Raw genomic sequence first — 21,179 nt, 5'->3', positions numbered from 1 at the left:
TCAACGTGATTGGCTGCGTTTGTTTTCAGGCTGCTTCAGCCAGTAGCGGATGCCTTTTCCTGCTAATGGTTCATCATGATAGCGGGGAATGACATGGAGGTGGGCATGGGGTATTTCCTGATTGGATACTTTTCCGACATTCCACCCAAGGGTATAGCCGTCCGGAGAGTATGTTTGGTCAAGATAGGTCTTAGCCTTCTGCAGTAGATCGTATGTATCCGTCCATTCTTCTTTTGTCAAAGCAAAGGCGTCTTCGTGGTGCGCTTTTGGAATGATGAGCCCGCTCCCTTCCAGTACCCCCTGGTGTATGTTATGCTGAATAAAATAACAGGAGCGATTTTCGAAGATGATATTCTGATCCGGGTCGTCATGCACGGAGCAAAGCGGACAATTCTCCATTTTTATCATATAAATAAACACTTCCTTTCTTATATTAAGGCTCTTTTCTCAAAGTTTGTTGCTTTAAGTATTAAAACAGGATAATCTATGCCATCTATCCAGAAAATTTAACTAGAAAAGAGCCTGGATACTCCATTTCAACGCGAAAACAATTATTTTACGTTAAAATCGGCATTAAGATTTTAACAACAAAGTTTACGAAAACACCTATCTTAAGAATAGGGAAGTTAAGAAAATACGACAACAAATAAAAAATAAATTATCAGTTGACATTATACCTATAGGGGTATAAAATGAGAACTGTTGAAGCGCAAAACCATTTTAAAGAACAAGGAGGGATAAGCGCATGATGTATAATGACCAGATGAAGAACCGGCTCAAGAGGATTGAAGGGCAGATCAGGGGCATTTTAAGAATGATGGACGAAGAAAATGACTGTAAATCGGTCATTACTCAGTTATCCGCATCCCGGACTGCCTTGGATCGCACCATCGGTTTGATTGTCAGCTCCAATTTAATTGAATGCATCCAGAATCCTGAAAATGCAGAAGAAAAGACACAGGAAGAAATGATGAATGAAGCCATTAACCTGCTTGTAAAAAGCAGATAATGATAAACGGGTTGACACCCATTTTTATTTTCGTTACTATTATACCCCATAGGGTAATAAAAACTTAGGAGGAATACAATATGAATTCAGATAAAGTACTAGACGCAAAAGGTTTGGCATGTCCAATGCCCATCGTTAAAACAAAGAAAGCAATGAATGAAATCGAATCAGGTCAAATTTTAGAAGTTCTTACAACTGACAAAGGCGCGAAAAACGATTTGACAGCATGGGCAGCTTCTACAGGCCATGAAATGCTTGATTTCAAAGAAGAAGACGGCGTACTGACGTTTTACATCAAAAAAGGCTAACCAAGACAGACATCCAGGAGGATTTACATGACAGAGACGAAAAAAACAACGATTGTACTTTTCAGCGGAGATTACGATAAAGCGATGGCCGCTTATATCATTGCCAATGGTGCAGCAGCCTATGATCACGAAGTAACGATCTTCCATACATTCTGGGGATTGAATGCTTTGAGAAAAGACGAAAAACTTGCGTTAAAAAAAGGCTTCATGGAAAAGATGTTTGGAAAAATGATGCCGCGCGGTGCAGATAAAATGGGCCTATCTAAAATGAATTTCGCAGGATTCGGTCCGAAAATGATCAAGGATGTTATGAAAAAGCATAATGCCATGACATTGCCGCAGCTAATTGAAATGGCTCAGGAGCAGGAAGTGAAGCTTGTTGCCTGCACTATGACGATGGATTTATTGGGGCTGCAGCAGGAAGAACTTTTAGAAGGCATTGAATATGCCGGTGTAGCAGCATACCTGGCTGATGCAGAAGATGGGAACGTAAACTTATTTATCTAAGGCAGGGGTCAAAATGACGTATTTGAACTATATCATCCTAGCAATCATCATCTTCTTTTTACTGCAAAGAATCATTCCAGCAAAAGGAATCCATCATATTACAACAGCTCAATTAAAAAATGAAATGAAAGATAAAAATAAACAATTTATTGATGTAAGGACTCAAGGAGAGTTCAAGGGATATCATATCCCGGGATTTAAAAACATCCCATTGCATCAGCTATCGCAAAAAGCAGGCAGCCTTTCCAAGGATAAAGAGGTTGTCGTCATTTGCCAAAGTGGAATGAGAAGCCAAAAAGCGAGCAAATTGCTTAAGAAACTAGGCTTTACAAACGTAACAAACGTAAAAGGCGGAGTAAGCGCCTGGAGATAAATTTTAAGGAGGATGTGTAATCATGAAAACAATGACAGCTAAAGAAGTAGAAACTCAGTTGAACGAAGGCAAGACGTTAAACATCATTGACGTGCGTGAAACAGACGAAGTAGCAGCAGGGAAAATTCCTGGAGCAGTCAATATCCCATTGGGGTTAGTTGAATTCCGCATGAATGAATTGGATAAATCCAAAGAGTATGTAATGGTTTGCCGTTCTGGCGGCAGAAGCGGTCGTGCATCACAGTTCTTGGAATCACAAGGCTACAATGTGATTAACATGGCTGGCGGCATGCTCGATTGGGAAGGAAAGACCGAATAATTTTTTTACTGACAAAAATACCCCAATAGGTAAACTACAGGAGGTTAATGAAATGACCAATACGATTAAAACAGATCTTGTACTGGATGCCAAAGGGCTTGCTTGTCCGATGCCGATCGTTAAAACGAAAAAATCCATGAATGGCATGGAGCCTGGTCAAGTACTTGAAGTGCACGCAACGGATAAAGGTTCTAAAGCGGATATCAAAGCATGGGCAGAAAGCACTGGCCACCAATATTTAGGCACAATTGAAGAAGATGATGTGTTAAAGCATTACATCCGTAAATCAAGCGGTGAAGAAGCACAAGAGAAAAAGCATCCTCATACAGCAACAAATGAAGAAGTCGCTGCAGCTGCAGGAAATGACGATATCATTGTCCTTGATGTACGCGAATCAGCTGAGTATGCATTCAATCATATCCCGGGTGCTGTATCCATTCCTCTAGGGGAATTGGAAGAAAGAGCAGGGGAATTAGACAGCAGCAAAAAAGTATATGTCATTTGCCGCACAGGCAGCCGCAGTGACTTGGCTGCACAGAAATTGACGGAAAAAGGCTTCAAAGACGTCATCAATGTAGTCCCTGGCATGAGCCAATGGACTGGCGAAACAACATCTATCAATTAAAAAAGGAGCGGTTTTCATGAATTCAGTAACGGTTTATACGACAAATAGATGCCCATATTGTGTCATGATCAAGAACTTCTTGAAGGATCAAAATGTGAATTTTAAAGAAGTAAACGTGGAAGAGAATCCTGAATTGATGAAGCAGCTTATTCAAAAAACGGGGCAGATGGGCGTGCCCCAAACAGAAATCAATGGTCAATGGGTTCTCGGATTTGATCCAAACAAAATTATGGCTATTCTTAACCAATAGGAGGATTTTAACATGAGTAAAAAAGTAGCGATCATTGCAAGCAACGGCGGTTTATTTGACGCATATAAAGTATTCAACATTGCAACAGCAGCAGCAGCGACTGACCAGGAAGTAGCAGTATTCTTCACATTTGAAGGTCTGAACCTGATTCATAAAGAAGGGAACAAACAGCTGCCAATGCCTGAAGGAAAAGAGCATTTCGCAGAAGGATTTGCTAAAGCAAATGTACCATCCATCCCGGAATTAGCGGAAATGGCAATGGACCTTGGAGTGAAATTCATCGGCTGCCAAATGACAATGGATGTCATGGGTCTTGATAAAGAAGTATTTGTAGATGGAATCGAAGTCGGCGGAGCCGTAACATTCCTGGAATTCGCCAAAGACGCAGACGTAACTTTAACATTCTAATTGGAGAAGTTAAAAGTGGCGGATTTTAGCTAATCTCTAGCTGTTGATTGGAGTGCAAGGCGAAGACTCCGGCGGGAAAAGCGGGGTAGGCGAGACCCCGCAGGAGCAGAGCGACGAGGAGGCTTGCCGCCGCCCTCGGAAAGCGAAGTCTTGAACGGAAATCAACAGCGGTGTGAAACAAAGCATTTTAATTAAAATTTTTTACGATAATATATACCATAGGGGGTAAAAAGAAATGACAGTTCGTGCAATGACTTCAAAAGAAGTAACGAAAAAAGTATTCAACAAAGAAGCTTTCTTCATCTTGGATGTTCGTAATGAAGGAGATTTTAAGGATTGGAAAATCGAAGGAGAAAACTTTGATTATTTAAATATCCCATATTTCGATTTGCTTGACGGAGTAGAAGAAATTTTAGACCAGCTTCCAACAGATAAAGAAATCCTTGTCGTATGTGCGAAGGAAGGATCTTCTGTCATGGTAGCGGAAATGCTTTCTGATGCAGGCAAGGATGTGGCTTACCTTCAAGGCGGGATGAAAGCATGGAGTGAACACTTAGAGCCTGTAAAAGTAGGAGATTTGAAAAACGGCGGCGAAATGTATCAATTTGTACGCATCGGAAAAGGCTGCCTGTCTTACATGGTGGTTTCGGAAGGAGAAGCGGCATTGTTTGATGCAGTAAGAATGACAGATGTGTATACAGAATTCGCTGAGAGCGTCGGTGCAAAAATCACTCAAGTGTTCGATACACACCTTCACGCAGACCACATCTCCGGAGGCAGAAAAATTGCTGAGCAAACAGGTGCAGCTTACTGGCTGCCGCCAAAAGATGCAACAGAAGTTAAATTCTCTTATGAACCATTGGAAGATGGTGTAGAAGTGACAGTAGGCAATACGACTATTGCCATTCAAGCATTGTATTCTCCAGGACACACAATCGGCTCTACTTCCTTTGTGGTAGATGAAGCATACTTGCTTTCAGGCGATATTCTCTTCATCGATTCCATTGGCCGTCCCGATCTTGCGGGTATGGCAGAGGATTGGGTTGCTGATCTACGTGAAACGCTTTATAAGCGCTATAAAGAGCTTTCAGATGAGCTTCTTGTACTTCCAGCTCACTTCATGATCATCGATGAATTGAATGACGATGGTACAGTATCTGAAAAACTTGGTACGCTTTTCTCGAAAAACCATGGCTTGAACATCGAAAGTGAAGAAGAGTTCAGAAAGCTCGTAACAGAGAACCTTCCTCCGCAGCCGAATGCTTACCAGGAAATCCGCGAAACGAACATGGGTAAAATCAGCCCGGATGAAGAACAGCAGCGTGAAATGGAAATCGGACCAAACCGCTGTGCAGTTCGATAATAGCAGTGAAGAAAAGGGAAGCTTTGGGCTTCCCTTCTTTACAGGCAATTTCATTGAGGTGCTACAGCCTCAGGGAGGGAGTGCATCATGGATTTGACATTCATAATTACTATTTTTTTAATCGGGTTTGTCGGTTCTTTCATTTCAGGGATGCTTGGAATCGGTGGATCGATCATCAACTACCCGATGCTGTTATTCATCCCGGCCATGCTCGGCGTTGCGCATTTTACTGCCCATGAAGTATCCGGCGTTACTGCGATACAGGTGTTTTTCGCTACAATCGGGGGAGTATGGGCGTACCGAAAAGGCGGATTCTTAAATAAAAAACTGATTGCTTACATGGGGATCAGCATCTTGATCGGGAGTTTCATAGGAGGCTTCATTTCAAGGGGATTCTCTGAAGATGGAATCAACTTAGTGTATGGAATACTGGCATTGATTGCCGTGGTCATGATGTTCATTCCTAAAAAGGGAGCAGAAGATGTTCCGAATGAACAAGTGACGTTCAATAAATGGCTCGCAGCAGCACTTGCCTTTGTAGTGGGAATCAGTGCAGGGATTGTCGGGGCAGGTGGAGCATTCCTGCTTGTACCAATCATGCTGGTCGTATTGAAAATTCCTACCCGCATGACTATCGCTTCATCGCTTGCCATTACATTCATTTCATCCATTGGTGCAATCACGGCGAAAGTTTCGACGGGACAGGTAGAATACCTTCCATCCATCATCATGGTCGTCGCCAGTCTGATCGCTTCACCACTAGGAGTGAAAGCAGGCAAAAAAATGAATACCCGGACACTGCAAATCATCCTGGCCATCCTCATCACAGTCACAGCCATCAAAGTATGGATGGGCATTCTGTAAACGACACGAAAGTGCCTGTCACGCCCCGGTTTTTGTCGATTTGAAATCGACATTTTTCGGGGCGTGTCCAGCTTCAGCGCCTAGCCCCTCGAGTCATAAGCCGTAACTCTACGGAAATCAGGATTTCCTTCGAGTTACGGCTTATGCTGGTCGGGGCTGACCAAGGCGCTTCCGCTTTTCTTAGTGACAGGCACTTGTTGTTTTATTTTTGTTCGAAGAGCTGGACGATTTCGATGATGACGTTGGTTGCTTTGATCATATTGTCCACGGAGATGTATTCGTAGCGGCCGTGGTAGTTTTCTCCGCCAGTGAATATATTCGGTGTTGGCAGTCCCATATAAGACAGCTGGGAGCCGTCTGTGCCGCCGCGGATCGGTTTGATGATCGGCTCGATATCGAGCTTCTTCATTGCTGCATAAGCTGTATCGACGATTTCCATGACCGGTTCAATTTTTTCTCTCATGTTATAGTACTGATCGTTCATTTCAAGCTGTATGCGCTCTTTTCCATACTTCGCCTGCAGCTCTTCAGTAATGCGCTCCATTTCCGCTTTTCTCGCCTCGAAGTTTTCCCGGTCGAAATCGCGGATGATGTAGCTCAATTTGGTTTCTTCCACATCTCCGTTGATGGAGCTGAGGTGATAGAACCCGTCATAGCCGTCTGTTGCTTCTGGAGCTTCCCAAACAGGCAGCATCCCGTTGAATTCCATCGCAATCTTCGCGGAGTTCACCATTTTGTTTTTCGCTGTACCTGGGTGGACGTTCTTTCCTTTAAACGTCACTTTAGCTGCCGCAGCATTGAAGCTTTCATATTCAAGTTCTCCAAGCGGACCGCCATCCATCGTATAGGCAAAATCAGCGTTGAACGCTTCTACATCAAATTTATGAGGCCCGCGTCCAATCTCTTCATCCGGAGTGAATGCCACGCGGATTTTCCCGTGCTTGATTTCCGGGTGCTGAATCAAATAGTTCATCGCTGTCATAATTTCCGTAATACCAGCTTTGTTATCTGCACCAAGCAGCGTTGTTCCATCCGTTGTAATCAACGTATGTCCCTTGTAGCTTGGAAGCTCTGGGAAGTCATTCGTGGACATCACGATGTTTTGTTCCTTATTTAATACAATATCCTCGCCATTATAGTCCTCTACGATCTGCGGATTGACGTTTTTTCCAGTGAAGTCAGTCGCCGTATCCACATGGGCAAGGAACCCGATTGTCGGAACGCCTTCTTTGTCAGAGGTCGCTGGCAGTGTAGCCATGACATAGCCGTTTCCATCCATCGTGACTTCCTGCATGCCGATCTCTTTCAGCTCTTCAACCAGCATTCTGGCAAGGACGAGCTGCCCTTCCGTAGACGGGCATGTGCTGCTTTCTTCATCCGATTGCGTTTCTACTTTTACGTATGTAGTAAGTCGTTTAATCAATTCCTCTTTCATGTCTCAATCTCCCTTCATATCAATACTTCCATCTTATCACGTGTGTGCCTTCCAGACACAGATGAAGATTTTCAAAAGTTCGTCAATTCCGCCAAAAGTATTCGCTATTTTTGGGCATATTTTAATTTTCCAATTATTGAATGCCCTTTATAATTCTTAATAATTCTTTTATGCCCTATCCCTTTACATATGCTCTTATCCTTACTATAATCGCGTCTGTGCTAGGAAAAACAAAGTATTTTTTTAATATAGATAAGGAGGTCATGAGGGATGAAAAAGAAGCTGTTAACATTTATCAATATTAATCTCGGAGTACTGCTGGTCGCCATCAACGTCCACTTCTTTTTATCGCCAAATCATTTAGCGACTGGGGGAGTCAGTGGTCTATCGATTGTGCTGAATCACCTCATGCCTTCGATTTCCATCGGTGTGTTCATGATCATCGCCAACGTGGCGCTGTTCATCATCGGCATTATTTTTCTTGGATTCAGCTTCGGGACTAAAACGATTTACGCGAGTTTTGCCTTGTCCGGCATGGTTTGGGTGCTCGAACAAGTCGCACCGCTTTCCCATGCATTGAGCGATGACATCTTGATCCAGCTGATCATTGGGCAATGCATCGCAGCGTCCGGAATGGCGATCGTCTTCAACCAAAGGGCATCAACTGGCGGAACCGATATTCTCGCCATGATATTAAATAAATATTTTTCTATTGAAATCGGCAAGGCTGTCTTATTCTCTGATCTGTTGATCGCATTGTCTTCCACTTTCATCTTCGGACCGAAAGTCGGCATGTATGCATTCTTCGGCGTCATCCTGAATGGATTGGTCATTGACTATATGCTGCAAAAATTCAACACGAACAAAGAGGTCGTCATCATCAGCAAGTACAGCAATGAGATCCGTTCATACATCGTTCAGGAGCTTGGCAAAGGAGCAACCATCCATACAGCCAAAGGCGCCTACAATTTTGAAGAAAAAGAAGTCATCACAACGATCTTAGGCAGAAAAGAATTCTCTAAGCTTAAACATTACATCATCAGTGTCGATCGAAAAGCGTTCATTACCGTCCACAATATGAACGAAATCCTTGGACAAAATTTCAAGAGGCTTGCATAGTGATTTGAAAGACACATATTTCGACAAAAGTCGGGTGGTGACAGGCACCTCGACACAAGTGGCTTGAGAAAAATGGGCAAAAAGACGTTCCCGGACTGAGAACGTCTTTTTTGTTTGTTATTTTGTGATGAACGGAGGGGAAAATGGCCCTGCAGCTGTATAAAATGTGTGCTGGAGCGTGGGAGGTCAGGAAAATGGGGCGGAAAAGAGTGGGAAATCCCTCCGCTGACAGGCTTTATGCGCGAGAAATAAGCGGTTATGCGCAAAAATCCGGCCTCTATGCGCGAAAACCTTCCTGCTATGCGCCGGAACATGTGACTTTTGCGCCAAAACCACAATCTTATGCGCCACTGGCCATTTGCCACCCCAAATGAGCCCAAACCATACACCCGCCAATCGAGCTGCAGCAGCATCATTCGACAAAAGTCGGGGCGTGACAGGCACCTAGACGTCGCCAAAGTCGGGGAGTGACAGGCACCTAGACGTCGGCACCCACACCTCGCCACCTAGACGCACCCACCCAAAAAAAGACGTTCCCCAAAAAGGAACGTCTTTTCACCTTTATCTAGACCCCTACCTTCTCACAACATCCACATCTTCTGCTTTGACGAAAGCAAATCGGTGGTTGAAGTGGATCCGGTAGTATTCTTCCTTGCCGTAGACCATCTTATGTACGCCATAAGGGTCTAACGTAAATACTTTAGCATTGTAATAGTCACCGTTCACTTTTTCCTCTGCCGCGTAGACCTGTCCTGCTTCAATGGTATATTGCAGCGGGATGATCGATTTCGGCGTGACATCGGAAGGATACGCAGACGCTTCTGGCCATGCACTGCCATAGACCGGAATGGCTTCTTTGCCTTCCTTCGGTGTGATCAGAGTCTGTACATCTCCTGGAACGGTATTTTTGTTATGTGGATTGTAGAACCAGGCTTTCTGTCCGCCATACCAGATGGCATCCCAGTCGCCTTTGCTGTCTGCCAGTGCAAATGTCTGGGCAGCTTCCGCTTTATTGCCCCAGTTCGCTGCTTCATCCGGTCGTGCTGCACTCATAGCAGGATCCACGATCGTCGGTGCATCGAAGCTTGGCTCTTGATATAAGTAAACAAAGTTTGTGGAATGTTCACGGATGTTGCCATCGTTTACGTCCACCACTTGTTTATTCGTTTCGAAATGCGGCTTGAATGTCACGGCTTTTTTCGACCCATGGGCTGGAGTGACTGGCGCACCCATTAGCTCAAAGTAGTGGTCCCAATCCCAGAATGGGCCTGGATCCCAGTGCATCCCGTGCTGGGATGATGGAGTAAGGCCAGGGACTTCATTGTGGCCGAAAATATGCGCACGGTCCATCGGGATATCGTATTTTTCAGCGAGATAGCGGACAAGCTTTGCGGAAGCGCGGTACATCTGCTCGCTGTACCAGTCGGAGCCTTGCGCGGCATATCCTTCGTGCTCAATACCGATGGAATGCATGTTAAAGTACCAGTTCCCGGCATGCCATGCTACATCTTTGTTCTGAATCATCTGCGTAATCTGCCCGTCGGATGAACGAAGGACATAGTGGGCAGAAGCCCCATATGGACGGGAAAATAAATTGATGGTCGGCTGATAAGCTGTTTCCGTGTCATGGATGACGATATAGCGGATATCGCCGCCAAGCTTCGGACGGTCGCCTACATCATAATTTGTATAATTGCCCGGATTGGCGCTCAACTGCTGGTAAAAAGCAGGGATGAACTGGCTGTCTACCCCATTTGGCACCTCGGCACGCGGATCCTTTGTACTTTTGTGAAAGTGGAATTTTTCTGCAGAAGCCCGGTTGCCTTCTACATTTTCTGGTTTGAGCTGAACATCCTGCCCTTCAGGTGTATGACGGTCCATCCCATTTTGAATCGTTGCGTATACCTGATCTGCAAAATCAGTTGCAGCTGCTTCCTCAGTGGATCCGCTGTATTTTGCCACAGCACCGTACCAATCGGATTCGTCCTTAGGCACGCTTCCCATTGATTCCTTTGCATACTTGGCAAGCAGGGCCGCTGCACCGCGGATGTTCTGCAAAGGATCTTTCTTCAACGCTTCAGGATCTTGATTGATGAGCTTCGCTGCTTCATCCAGCATGTGCTGATCAAGGTTTGGTGAAGGTGTGAAGGAATGGGCTTCCTCCAATCCTTTTTCATCTGCTGATGCCCCGTCCATCTGCGTCAGATGCATGACGCCGTATCCACCGGACGTACTCGGCTTCCCGTCATGCTGCTCCCATCTTGTCATGTTATAAGAAACAGACAACAGGATATTCTCTGGGACGCCGAATTCTTTTGCTGCTTTCTTAAATGCTTCCTGAAAATATGCTGAATCGACTGATTGGGTTTCTGCTGCGAGTACGTTATGTACATTCGAGAATGCTGTTTGATGGCTGCTGGCCAGCGGAAACAGCATCGAAGTACTGATGGCGATTGCTGCCGTTGCTTTGGCCGCTTTATTCCATTTTCTCTTCAAAGAAATCCTCCCTTTCCTAATGGTTATCCTCAAGGGAATTTCTTTAAAAAGAAGCAGAATCCTTTTATTTTGTTTGAAAATTCCAAAAATGAACAATTTTAACTAGTGTTCAAATCGGAAATATAGGGAGAAAGGAGAGGTCAGGATAGGGAAATGGAAGGGGTTTCATTTTTCGCACTATTAAAAAGAACAGCCCATATCAGGCTGTTCTGTAAAAGTTATCGCTGGTACCCATTCATTTGGCCGGGGTTTGGCATCTGCGGCTGCCCGGTGAATGGTACATAGCTGTTCGTCATCTGGTTCATATCATTCGGGGCAAGCTGCGGCACTTGATAGTACTGGTGCTTGTTTTGATAAAGGAAAATCTCATAAGCCATTTCAATAAAATTTGGTACGCTGTCTGCCAATACACGTCTGACTACCGGGTTTGTGACTTCTACTGATGTCATCGTGAGCAGGGAGGCTGTGGATTTGATCAGTCCCAGCATATGTGCGGAAATTCCTTTATCCTGGATTTCCATGATGGATTGGTTCGGTTTCTTTGGCTGAGTTGGTTTGATGCCATACACCACATCATGCGACTGAGTCATTTTATAACTCTGTGTAGGGTGCGACGGATCCTTCCCGGTTGTGAAGCACTCACAGGTGATGTTGTATTGATCAAGGATGAACCGATATTGTCGGTCCAGGATGTCCAAAAGCTCAGGATCTTTGATGAAGAGCCTGAACATCATATATTGGTCCAGGACATTGATCATCCCCGCGATGATTTCGTGCAGGTCAAAGATCTCATGGCCGCCATGATTCATCTGCGGCGGGATATTCTGCGACTGTGCATTTTGCGGCTGCTGAGGCGGCATCTGATAGGGCATGCCCTGTGGCTGTGTTCCTGGATTAAAACGGTTTTGCATGAAAATGACCTCCCGAATAAAAGTGATGTTCGCAACATCCTGATTAGTATTGACTGCAAAACCCTCTCCGACCTCAAGTAATTTTTTGAAATAAAACAGGAGAATATTTCGACTGTCGAAAAAATTTTTCACTTTGTCGAAAAGCTTAATAAACCTTGTCCTTATGCAAATGAACGCGCTTTCACCATTTATTGATTATTTTAAAAAATCAGAAAACTTATTTAAATCTTGTTTTTACTATGTTAGAATCCTTTAACAACAAGGCAATAGCATATTCCGCCATGGAAAGAGAGGTGACCAAACCAGTTTTTCTCCATCTAAAGGCAATACATAATCAAAATTAATCGAAGGAGTGAAATGTATGAGCTACAAGTTGATTAAAAATGGAACATTGATTGATGGAAATGGAGGAGAACCAGTCAAAGGTGGGGCCGTTCTGCTGAAAGGGCAGGTCATTGAGGCGGTCGGAAAGGAAAATGAGCTTGATTTATCTGGGCTTAATGTAGAAGTGGTGGATGCACAAGGGGGTTATATTCTTCCCGGGCTGATTGATACGCACGTCCATCTCATGTTTGAAGTCGGGAAAGTGGAAGAGAAGCTGACCACCCCTTTTTCCTACCAGTTCTATAAAGCCATTGATCATATGAGAAAAACTTTGGATGCAGGCGTCACTACGGTAAGGGACGCTGGCGGTGCAGATGCTGGCGTCAAACAGGCTGTGGAAAATAAAGTGGTATCAGGCCCGCGGATGCAGATCAGCATCACGCCATTGACGACAACTGGCGGTCATGGCGATCAATGGATGCGGTCAGGGGTGGACATCACGCTCCATGGCTATCCTGGGAGTCCTGCCGGCGTGTGCGACGGAGTGGAGCAAGTCCGTCAAAAGGCGAGGGAAGTATTGAGAGCAGGAGCGGACATCATTAAAGTCCATGCAACAGGCGGCGTGTTAAGCCCGACGGATCACCCTGAATTCACTCAATACAGCCAGGAAGAGCTCGAGGTCATGGTGCAGGAAGCGAAATATCGCAGAGGATTGAAGGTGATGGCGCATGCCCAGGGTGCAGAAGGAATCAAGAATGCTGTACGGGCGGGGATCCATTCCATTGAACACGGCATCTTCCTCGATGATGAAGCCATTGAACTGATGGTGGAAAAAGGAACTTACCTTGTCCCGACATTATTGGCGCCGGTATCGGTTTTAGAAGCGGCCGAAAGGGATGGATCCATGCCGGAATACGGCGTTCAAAAGTGCAGGGAGGTCATCCACTTCCATAAAGAAAGCATTGCCAGGGCCTATAAAGCTGGTGTGAAAATTGCAATGGGCACGGATGCCGGCGTCATGGCGCACGGAACGAACCTGCGGGAACTGGGGCTGATGTGCGACATCGGCATGACTCCGATGGAAGCGTTGGTCGCCACAACCAAAACGGCTGCGGAATGCCTTGGCTGGGAAGATAAAGTCGGTACGCTTGAGGCTGGAAAGCTGGCAGATGTGGTCATTACAAAAACGAATCCACTGGCGGATATTACATCCTTGGAGGATACACGCAACATCGCGGCCGTATTGAAAGATGGAGAATTCGTGAAAAACACGCTGAAAAAAGAAGCGGCTCTGCTCGTATAATTTTTTCCGCTGATGGCTGGCAAGCAGGTACGAATTGTACCATGTGCCAGCCTTCGCTTTATCCAAATTGCTGAACAAACCCATACTTAGAAGGAGGCTGAATATTATGAGTGAACCGGTGGTAGCCGTAATGTTGGTTCTTATGTTAGTAGCAGCAGGAGAAGCTGCATCGATTTTATCCCGTGCGCGGGTTCCCATGCTTTTAGTGGTCATGTTGGGGTACCTGGTTCTCATATGGACAGGCGTCTTCCCTAAGACCATCCTCGATACAGCAACGCTTGGAACATTCGGCGCTGTCATGGTGGCCCCATTGATCATCCATATGGGGACCATCATTCCCTTCAAAGTGCTGAAGGGACAGGTGAAAGCCATCGTTATCGCCTTATCTGGTATGGTGTTAGCAACCGTTTTACTACTAGTCCTTGTACCTCCAATGTTCGGATATCCTGCTGCCGTAGCATCTGCGGGCCCGATTACAGGCGGAATCATTGCCTTTATCATCACATCTACGAAGCTTAAGGAAATGGGGATGGTCGATATCATTTCCATCCCTGCGCTGATTTTAGCGGTGCAAGGCTTGGTGGGGATGCCGCTTGCCGCACATTTTCTCAGGAAATATGCCAATAAGCTGAAAAGCACGATTGACCCTGTGGCACTCGAACAGGTGGCTGCATCAGCTGAAGCAGCGAGTGCAGCGCCGACAGCGGCCAAGACGTGGATTCCTGAAAAGTTTCAGACGCATTCCATCCTGCTTCTTCAATTGTTCATTGGTGGAGGGCTGGCCATCTTCATTGGAAAAATCACTGGGGTCAGCTACAGTGTATGGGCATTGGTGATCGGGATCGTCGGGGCGTATTTCAAGTTCTATCAGCCTAAGATGATGGAGAAGTCCAATTCATTCGGAATTGCCATGGTGGGATTGATTTTCTTTGTGGTAAGTTCTATGAATGATGTGACCCCATCCATGTTTGCTCATTCAGTATTAAAAGTAGTCATCATCATGCTGATCGGCATCGTGGGGATCATCGCCGGCGGCTATGTGGCAGCGAAACTATTTAAATGGGATATCAATAAAGGCATCGCTGTTGCATTGACGGCACTATTCGGTTTCCCGGGCGACTATTTCCTTTGCGATGAAGTAAGCAGGAGCATTGAGGGGACAGAGAAAGAAAAGGAACTCATTTTCAATGAATTGATGACCCCGATGCTAGTAGGCGGATTCACTACAGTCACCACTGCCTCCATTGTCGTTGCGAGTATCTTGATGAAGACTTTATAAAAGGCTCTTTTCTCAAAGTTTGTTGCTTTGAGTATTAAAACAGGATAATTTTTACAATATTTGAAGAAAATTCAACTTGAAAAGAGCCTGGATACTCCATTTCAACGCGTATTATTGGTATTTACAGGTTAAAATCGGCATTAAGATTTTAACAACTAAGGTTACGAAAACAGCTTTATAAGAAAATAGAAAAAGAGGCTGCAGCGACAGCCTCTTTTGTCTATTCATGCCCACAACAATGGCTTGGACACCATTAACCAAAGCATGATGAGCAGAAGGACAATGTAGATCCAGGTGGCCCTCCTTAATTTACGTCCAAGCAGCTCCTCGTCTTCTCCTTGTCCATATTTCCTCAGCAAAGGTGAAAAAGCCCTTGCCAGAAAAAATAAAGAACATACAAGGATGATGAGAGTAGCAGAAATCCATGGAGAAGAGAATTTCCATGAGCTGAAGATCACGAGTAGCACCCCTGACACAACTAAAACATGACCGGCGTGCTTTGCCAGCCGGACGGCAGACTTGAATGTCTGCAGATGCGCCTGCTGTACGTCTGCCTTATTGGTCCTTAGCTTTTTGATCATGGGAAGCAGGATGAAAAAAGGACCGATAGACATGATCACACTCAAAATATGTACATATAGCAATAATTTATGAAGCATCTACTTAGCCGTTGACAGGACGGAATTCATGGACCCAGACTCGCATTTGAGGAAGCCATGGCATACCGGGGTGGTAAGAAAGAATGGACTCTTTATATTCTTCCACGGATTGGAAACCTTCTTGTTTCGCATGTTCATCAGTCAATTCACCAAGCGATTGGGAATAAACATTTTCCACAACAAATGATTTTCCGTCAAGCTCCATGATTTCTCCTACATCTGCATAACGGCCGTTGCGGCGAGTTGCCGTCTTCGTACCTGTCAAAACCTTTTCCACATCAGCGGGCATCGTCACCAGGCGGTCGACACTACATGTTTTTGCTGGCAATTTTTCTTGATTTGTTTCGTTAGTCATTTTTGTTCCTCCTTTTCGTTAATCGCTCTATTATTTTACCATGGTTAGCCACAAGAACCTATTCAGAATGAAAAAGCTTGTTCTAATCTGATTTTGCAAAGGAATATATATGAGTACCCATATAATAGGCAGGGGGAAGGATGAATGTTGTTCCTAAGTTATATTTTCCTTGGTTTGTCTTTATCCGCACCGATTGGGCCAATCAATGCGGCACAGATGGATAAAGGGATTAAGTACGGTTTTATGCACGCATGGCTTGTCGGATTCGGAGCGATGGCAGCGGATCTCTTGTTCATGATCGTGATTTTCTTTGGGGGAGCCCAATTTCTGGACATGCCTTTCTTGAAGACGCTGTTATGGAGCTTCGGGTGTTTCGTCCTGATTTATACAGGAGCGGAAAGCATCTTAAGTGCAGGGAAGGCGGCAAAAAAAGAGGACACGAAAACAGAGAGTAAAGGCAAATCGTTCATGGCTGGCTTTATGATGGCTTTATCCAATCCCCTTAATATCCTGTTCTGGTTCGGGATCTACGGATCGGTTTTAGCGAAAACGGCCGAAGAGAGCCTGGATAAAAAAGATGTATTTTTAAATAGTGCAGGAATCTTTGTGGGGATTTTCTTATGGGACCTTTTCATGGCGCTGATTGCGGGGATGTTCAAACAGACAATGGCTCCAAAAGTGCTGAAGGCTATTTCTTATATTGCAGGCATCGTCCTGATTGGCTTTGGTTTTTATTTCGGCTGGGAGGCATATAAAGAATTGTTCTTATAATGTTATTGAATCGGACATTCACCTATATTTCCTATCTTTAATACTTTATAAAGTGTTAAAGATAGGGGTGTTCAGAACAGTGGCTGAGATTTATTCCAAAGCGATGATTGAAAATAAACAAATGGTATTAGAGGATTGGGCAAGAGAGGCGTTCCAATCTTTTCAAAATATGATAGCAGATGATGAAAATACCTATCCTTGCGTCCCTGGTAGAATAGGCTTTTTATCCGATCAGCTCCGCTATGCCTTTTTAGGCGATCCGAGAGAGGAAAAGACCCTTTTGGACGCAGCGGATGTACTGAAAAAATACGGAATGGTATCCAGAGAGACCGGGAAGTACGCTTCTCTTGTTATGTTTTATAAGTCGCCTGCGGAGTTGCAGAGATATTCGATTGAAGAGTTCGAAGACCTTTTTTGGTCTATCCTTACAGGACTCAGTATGAAGGATCAGGTTCCTTGGCCGGAAGGGATATCCAAGGATCCAAGCCATCACACATGGGAATTTTGTTTTCATGGAGAACCTTACTTCGCATTCTGTGCAACTCCTGCACACCACTTAAGGAGAAGCAGGCATTTTCCTTCATTTATGATGGCTTTCCAGCCCAGATGGGTATTTGAACAGATGAATGACTCCACCCAATTGGGGCGGAATATGAAAAAAATGATCCGAAAAAGGCTGGCTGATTATGATGAAACACCGATTCATCCAGCATTGAAATGGTATGGGCAGGAGGACAATCATGAATGGATGCAGTATTTTCTGCGGGAAGATGACTCTAGTCCATCCAAGTGTCCTTTTCACAATATGATGAACGCGAATAAAAAGTCATGATTCTGCCTTTTGCCATTTCCATTTGTGAAGAATAAAGGCGGAAGCGCTGACCAAAATCAAAACGAGCAGACTGAAGAAAAAACCGGTCCTGCTCGTTTTTTCAAGGAGGCATCCGGCTGCGGCAATCAAAATAAACAATCCAGCGAGCAGCATTTTAAATTTCTGGCTGACTTTTGGCTTTAAGAGCTTCCATGCCGTTGCTAAGATAAACAGCCAAGTATACATAAGCATGAGGCTCCCTGCGGTCGTAATGTACTCATACATGTTCTTTGGCAAAAAGACAGCGGCGCAGATGGAACAGGAAACTCCAACGAGGGTCAACCCCATAGCGGTAAGGGGAAGTTTTTCAGTTGGAGCGTCTTTCTTCCGCCTGAAAAGCTTCGGAGCGTCTCCCTCTGCCGCAAGATTGACAACCATCATCGTGACACAGTAAAGGGAAGCAGCGACAGTGGAGAAACCAGCAATGATCAAAGCCCCGTTGAACAAATGGACAAGAATGGGAAAATCATAATGCTTCAATGCTGTCAGAAACGGACTTTCATCTGTGGAAAATTCGTTGAGCGGGACAAGCAGCAAAGCAAGGATGATAGAAAGGAAGTATAGGCCTGATAAGATGAAAATCATCGTTTTTCCTGATTTAGGAGCTTCTTTTGGATCTTTAAGGTTGGTCGCCATGAGTCCGACGACTTCAATTCCTGCGAATGCGTAAAAGGAAAAGATGAATCCAGCCCATAACCCCCTAGCTCCATGAGTGAAAAACCGGCTGTTTTCTGTTGGATAGTGAAGAACAGGCTTTTGAATATCGATTACCCCGGTCCACGTGAGGATGGAAAGCACGATGAACATAAAGATGGCAGCAATCTTGATGACAGCAAAAACATTTTCTGCTTTCTCAAAACTTTTTCCTCCGGCAAGGACGATGAGGATGCCCAGTACAGCAAAAATCGAGGCAAGCATCCAAAGCGGGGCATTCGGAAACCAGAATTGGGAAAACAACCCCAGGGCAGTCAAAGTGCTGCCAAGAATCATCATTTCCGAAGACCAGTAGATCCAGCCGATCATAAAACCCGCCCAATGTCCGAAGCCTTTCTTCGCATAAGCACGGTACGAACCGTCCAATGATTCCTGTGCAATGAGCCGGGCGAGGGAGTCAAAGACAAGATACGTTGCGATGGCAGCAAGGAAAAGGGTGACGATGATGGAATAGCCGCTTTCCCGGATCCCGATGCTCGTCCCAAGAAAAAAGCCTGTACCCGTTGTACACCCTACACCAAGCAGAGATAGCTGCCACCAAGCAAGATGTCCTCCCGTATTGCTATTTGAATGTATTTTTTGTTTCATTAAAATCATCCTCCTCTCATCCTTTTATCTTCAGTCATAAGGAGTAGATTATGTATGAAAATTTCCCGATTTCGCATACTTTGAATAGCCAATGAAGAGGGGGAAGTTTCACGTGAAACAGGAATATTTTATTGAAGCAGAGGGCGGCCAGGCCTTCAAGATGAAAAAAGGTCAAACAGTGAGAGTAATTGATGTAGAGGGAGAACAAGTAGTAGACTTTGTTGTGTACAAGGATGGGGATTTGAGCGAAAGAATCGATCCAGGAGTGACCATGGATGCGCTGCACTCCTATAAAGTGACGCCTGGTGATATTTTGTATTCGAACAAATATCATCCCATCATGACAGTGGTTGAAGATGATGTGGGTGTGCATGACTTTTTTAATCCAGCTTGCAGACCGGAGATGTATGAACTTTTATATAATAAGAAAGATCATCGAAGCTGCTACGAAAATTTAGGCCAGGCATTAGAGCCTTATGGGCTTTCACAGCCTGATCAATATTACCCATTTAATATCTTTATGAATACAGTGGTGGAGGATAATGGCGGGATGAAAGTGAAAAGGCCGTTGTCTAAGCCGGGAGACTCCATCCTCTTAAGGGCAGAGATGGATCTGATAGTCGGGGTATCGGCCTGTCCCTGCAGCGAAAGCGAGTGCAACGGATATAAGTGCACGCCGATCAAAGTGGAAGTGGAATAGTGACGAAAAAGGGCACCCGTTTGCATTAGCATAGCGGGTGCCCTTTCTTTTTTATCTGCTTTCGTAGAGATGAAAGTTCATCCCGTATGGATCTTGGATCATCATACTTTTAGATGAGTATTCTTTTGCCACGATGCATCCTGCCGCATCGAGCTCAGCCTTGGCCGTTTCGAAGTCATTCACTGCAAGCTCAAAAAATACCTTTTCTGAAGGATTGTTTTCAATATAGAAGTTTGTTCCGTTAAAGGAAAACTGCGCTTCTTTTTCTCCATTCTTAACAAGTCTCATGCCAATCGTGCCACGATAAAACTCGACTGCTTTTTGGTAGTCCCTCACACCAATGGCGATGTTATTGGTTAATTGGTACTGGGAAGCCTCATTGATTTTTTTCTTTGGCGTATACGAACCTGCTTCAGCAGGCAATAAATCGAAAAGCGGCCAAACCGCACAAAAATCGTCCCCTGGTCCGAACGGGGCACTTGCGGCCAAATAAATGGTTCCATCCTCATGTTTGCTGAAAGTAGATACTCCTGGATAGTAATATCCATCCTTTTCAAAGCCAAAATCCTCTTTAAAAGTAGTGTCTTTTGTTGAAATCATGGGGAAGGTCCATTTTCGTTCTGCTGCAAAATCTTCTTGAACTTCTGGGGAATCGGGTGAAGAAAGCACAAAGGATGTATGGTCTTCGATAAAATGATAGACGCCATTGATACCGTCCGCCCACATCGTGCAATATGGACAGCTCCTGCCCATATTGTGGACGACTATCAATTCGTTTTTATCTTTAAAAAGATCGAGCAGTGTCGTCTGGGTTCCACTTGCGGTTTTAAAATGATAGTTTTCCACCTTTTTTCTAGGCACCTTTTGCCGTAGTTCAGACAGCTGTTTTTTCTTTTCCATTATTTCCTTCTGAAGTTCTTTAATTTCCTTTACTGCATCTTGAATTTCCATGATAACTCCCCCTTTGTTCGATTCAGGTACTCTTTCGATAGGAGGAGAAGAAATCCTTTAAATATCACATGAAATCGTCTTTTAATCTTTCGACATTTCATAGGAAATCAAATATTTTTTGGCATCTATATCTCTGTAAATACATCGGCTGCACGATCTGCCATTATTCGATTTCGGCACAGATTGAAAAGCTCCTGGATAAAAGAATCCATTTGGTCTGGCGACTTTGGCAGGGAAATCGTCACTTTAGGTGAGCCAAATCGGCTGATGAAATAGGTTTTCCGCTCAGCATTTTTTCCGTCCCTCTTTAATGGATTGTACGTCCACCAAAGTGAACTGCCATCCTCTTCCACATGTTGAATTTCAGCTGCCGTCGTCGTTTTATTTTCTAAATAAAGCACGAGATAGTAATTGCCTTTGCGGTGCCAGTCAATAAACAAGAAGTGGTAGGCTTCTTCTCCATGTTTTCGGATTGTGTAGCCAGCACTGACGGCTTTCCCATTAACCCATTGATGAAATCTTGGAAGCTTTCCTTCTACAGTGTCTAATTTTACAGCTTCAAACTGGCTTGACACCTGCAATTCCATCCATTGATCCATCAGTGAGCTGATTTTTAAGGCCTGCTCAATCTTCATAAGAACTCCTCCTGGCCTAAATAAACGCAGCCGGATGATTGG

Annotated in this window: 25 protein-coding genes; 16 read left to right on the top strand and 9 right to left on the bottom strand. The window is 44.6% G+C overall.

Annotated features, from left to right (window positions below):
* Nucleotides 1–408: an HIT family protein gene (locus ABTV07_RS19710; protein WP_433745725.1), complete on the bottom strand. Its 408-nt coding sequence runs from the start codon at nt 406–408 to the stop codon at nt 1–3.
* Nucleotides 409–745: 337 nt separating this feature from the next.
* Between ABTV07_RS19710 and ABTV07_RS19705 the strand changes: the two genes are divergently transcribed.
* The 10 genes from ABTV07_RS19705 to ABTV07_RS19660 all read left to right on the top strand — a co-directional run bounded on the left by ABTV07_RS19705 (nt 746) and on the right by ABTV07_RS19660 (nt 6,026).
* A complete protein-coding gene (locus ABTV07_RS19705) occupies nt 746–1,009 on the top strand; it encodes a metal-sensitive transcriptional regulator (protein ID WP_433745723.1) in 264 nt (87 codons plus the stop codon).
* A gap of 80 nt (nt 1,010–1,089) precedes the next feature.
* A complete protein-coding gene (locus tag ABTV07_RS19700) occupies nt 1,090–1,317 on the top strand; it encodes a sulfurtransferase TusA family protein (RefSeq protein WP_433745721.1) in 228 nt (75 codons plus the stop codon).
* A 27-nt stretch (nt 1,318–1,344) separates the two neighbouring features.
* Nucleotides 1,345–1,824, top strand: coding sequence for a DsrE/DsrF/DrsH-like family protein (locus tag ABTV07_RS19695; RefSeq protein WP_114745771.1), 480 nt, complete (start codon nt 1,345–1,347; stop codon nt 1,822–1,824).
* Nucleotides 1,825–1,837: 13 nt separating this feature from the next.
* Nucleotides 1,838–2,197 carry a rhodanese-like domain-containing protein gene (locus tag ABTV07_RS19690; protein WP_433745718.1) on the top strand — a complete coding sequence of 120 codons (360 nt, stop codon included), beginning with the start codon at nt 1,838–1,840 and terminating at the stop codon, nt 2,195–2,197.
* Nucleotides 2,198–2,219: 22 nt separating this feature from the next.
* Entirely contained in the window at nt 2,220–2,516 is a 297-nt protein-coding gene (locus tag ABTV07_RS19685) for a rhodanese-like domain-containing protein (protein WP_114745773.1), read from the top strand.
* A gap of 52 nt (nt 2,517–2,568) precedes the next feature.
* On the top strand, nt 2,569–3,141 hold the full coding sequence (locus tag ABTV07_RS19680; protein ID WP_433745716.1) for a sulfurtransferase TusA family protein: 573 nt from the start codon (nt 2,569–2,571) through the stop codon (nt 3,139–3,141).
* 16 nt (nt 3,142–3,157) lie between these two features.
* On the top strand, nt 3,158–3,391 hold the full coding sequence (locus tag ABTV07_RS19675) for a glutaredoxin family protein (RefSeq protein ID WP_433745713.1): 234 nt from the start codon (nt 3,158–3,160) through the stop codon (nt 3,389–3,391).
* A 12-nt stretch (nt 3,392–3,403) separates the two neighbouring features.
* Nucleotides 3,404–3,799 carry a DsrE/DsrF/DrsH-like family protein gene (locus ABTV07_RS19670; protein WP_433745711.1) on the top strand — a complete coding sequence of 132 codons (396 nt, stop codon included), beginning with the start codon at nt 3,404–3,406 and terminating at the stop codon, nt 3,797–3,799.
* A 235-nt stretch (nt 3,800–4,034) separates the two neighbouring features.
* Nucleotides 4,035–5,162, top strand: a complete 1,128-nt coding sequence (locus ABTV07_RS19665) for an MBL fold metallo-hydrolase (protein ID WP_433745708.1) — start codon at nt 4,035–4,037, stop codon at nt 5,160–5,162.
* Between the two features lie 87 nt (nt 5,163–5,249).
* Nucleotides 5,250–6,026, top strand: a complete 777-nt coding sequence (locus tag ABTV07_RS19660; protein ID WP_433745705.1) for a sulfite exporter TauE/SafE family protein — start codon at nt 5,250–5,252, stop codon at nt 6,024–6,026.
* A gap of 202 nt (nt 6,027–6,228) precedes the next feature.
* Here the strand turns inward: ABTV07_RS19660 and pepT are convergent, their stop codons facing one another.
* Nucleotides 6,229–7,461, bottom strand: coding sequence for a peptidase T (gene pepT / locus ABTV07_RS19655; RefSeq protein WP_433745703.1), 1,233 nt, complete (start codon nt 7,459–7,461; stop codon nt 6,229–6,231).
* A 270-nt stretch (nt 7,462–7,731) separates the two neighbouring features.
* On the opposite strand from pepT, the gene ABTV07_RS19650 reads away from it, so the two are divergent.
* Nucleotides 7,732–8,580: a YitT family protein gene (locus tag ABTV07_RS19650; RefSeq protein ID WP_433745700.1), complete on the top strand. Its 849-nt coding sequence runs from the start codon at nt 7,732–7,734 to the stop codon at nt 8,578–8,580.
* 573 nt (nt 8,581–9,153) lie between these two features.
* Here ABTV07_RS19650 and ABTV07_RS19645 read toward each other — a convergent pair.
* Both ABTV07_RS19645 and ABTV07_RS19640 read right to left on the bottom strand, forming a co-directional pair.
* Entirely contained in the window at nt 9,154–11,076 is a 1,923-nt protein-coding gene (locus ABTV07_RS19645; RefSeq protein WP_433745697.1) for an N-acetylmuramoyl-L-alanine amidase, read from the bottom strand.
* A gap of 218 nt (nt 11,077–11,294) precedes the next feature.
* The gene (locus ABTV07_RS19640; protein WP_433751365.1) at nt 11,295–11,936 is read right to left on the bottom strand and encodes a spore coat protein; all 642 of its coding nucleotides are present in this window, start codon (nt 11,934–11,936) and stop codon (nt 11,295–11,297) included.
* Between the two features lie 412 nt (nt 11,937–12,348).
* Here ABTV07_RS19640 and ABTV07_RS19635 point away from each other — a divergent pair, with 412 nt between their 5' ends.
* A complete protein-coding gene (locus ABTV07_RS19635) occupies nt 12,349–13,614 on the top strand; it encodes an amidohydrolase family protein (protein ID WP_433745694.1) in 1,266 nt (421 codons plus the stop codon).
* A 106-nt stretch (nt 13,615–13,720) separates the two neighbouring features.
* A complete protein-coding gene (locus ABTV07_RS19630; RefSeq protein ID WP_433745691.1) occupies nt 13,721–14,893 on the top strand; it encodes a hypothetical protein in 1,173 nt (390 codons plus the stop codon).
* 224 nt (nt 14,894–15,117) lie between these two features.
* Here ABTV07_RS19630 and ABTV07_RS19625 read toward each other — a convergent pair whose 3' ends face one another.
* Both ABTV07_RS19625 and ABTV07_RS19620 read right to left on the bottom strand, forming a co-directional pair.
* Nucleotides 15,118–15,552 carry a hypothetical protein gene (locus tag ABTV07_RS19625; RefSeq protein ID WP_433745688.1) on the bottom strand — a complete coding sequence of 145 codons (435 nt, stop codon included), beginning with the start codon at nt 15,550–15,552 and terminating at the stop codon, nt 15,118–15,120.
* Between the two features lie 4 nt (nt 15,553–15,556).
* Nucleotides 15,557–15,907 carry an ASCH domain-containing protein gene (locus ABTV07_RS19620; RefSeq protein ID WP_433745687.1) on the bottom strand — a complete coding sequence of 117 codons (351 nt, stop codon included), beginning with the start codon at nt 15,905–15,907 and terminating at the stop codon, nt 15,557–15,559.
* Nucleotides 15,908–16,051: 144 nt separating this feature from the next.
* Here ABTV07_RS19620 and ABTV07_RS19615 point away from each other — a divergent pair, with 144 nt between their 5' ends.
* Nucleotides 16,052–16,678, top strand: a complete 627-nt coding sequence (locus ABTV07_RS19615; protein WP_433745685.1) for a LysE family transporter — start codon at nt 16,052–16,054, stop codon at nt 16,676–16,678.
* Nucleotides 16,679–16,757: 79 nt separating this feature from the next.
* The gene (locus tag ABTV07_RS19610) at nt 16,758–17,510 is read left to right on the top strand and encodes a YqcI/YcgG family protein (protein WP_433745682.1); all 753 of its coding nucleotides are present in this window, start codon (nt 16,758–16,760) and stop codon (nt 17,508–17,510) included.
* Here ABTV07_RS19610 and ABTV07_RS19605 read toward each other — a convergent pair.
* Nucleotides 17,505–18,851, bottom strand: a complete 1,347-nt coding sequence (locus ABTV07_RS19605; RefSeq protein ID WP_433745680.1) for a GerAB/ArcD/ProY family transporter — start codon at nt 18,849–18,851, stop codon at nt 17,505–17,507. The genes ABTV07_RS19610 and ABTV07_RS19605 overlap by 6 nt on opposite strands.
* Before the next feature lie 91 nt (nt 18,852–18,942).
* On the opposite strand from ABTV07_RS19605, the gene ABTV07_RS19600 reads away from it, so the two are divergent.
* Nucleotides 18,943–19,551 carry a DUF1989 domain-containing protein gene (locus tag ABTV07_RS19600; protein ID WP_433745678.1) on the top strand — a complete coding sequence of 203 codons (609 nt, stop codon included), beginning with the start codon at nt 18,943–18,945 and terminating at the stop codon, nt 19,549–19,551.
* A 51-nt stretch (nt 19,552–19,602) separates the two neighbouring features.
* Here the strand turns inward: ABTV07_RS19600 and ABTV07_RS19595 are convergent, their stop codons facing one another.
* Together ABTV07_RS19595 and ABTV07_RS19590 are read right to left on the bottom strand one after the other, a co-directional pair.
* Nucleotides 19,603–20,502 (bottom strand): DUF899 family protein, encoded by a 900-nt coding sequence (locus ABTV07_RS19595; protein ID WP_433745675.1) that lies wholly within the window; start codon nt 20,500–20,502, stop codon nt 19,603–19,605.
* A 125-nt stretch (nt 20,503–20,627) separates the two neighbouring features.
* The gene (locus tag ABTV07_RS19590) at nt 20,628–21,137 is read right to left on the bottom strand and encodes a hypothetical protein (RefSeq protein WP_433745673.1); all 510 of its coding nucleotides are present in this window, start codon (nt 21,135–21,137) and stop codon (nt 20,628–20,630) included.
* Nucleotides 21,138–21,179: the final 42 nt, after the last annotated feature.

The organism is Falsibacillus pallidus (assembly GCF_050990905.1).
Classification (GTDB): domain Bacteria; phylum Bacillota; class Bacilli; order Bacillales; family DSM-25281; genus Falsibacillus; species Falsibacillus pallidus_A.
This window is presented reverse-complemented; position numbering and strand designations above follow the sequence as displayed.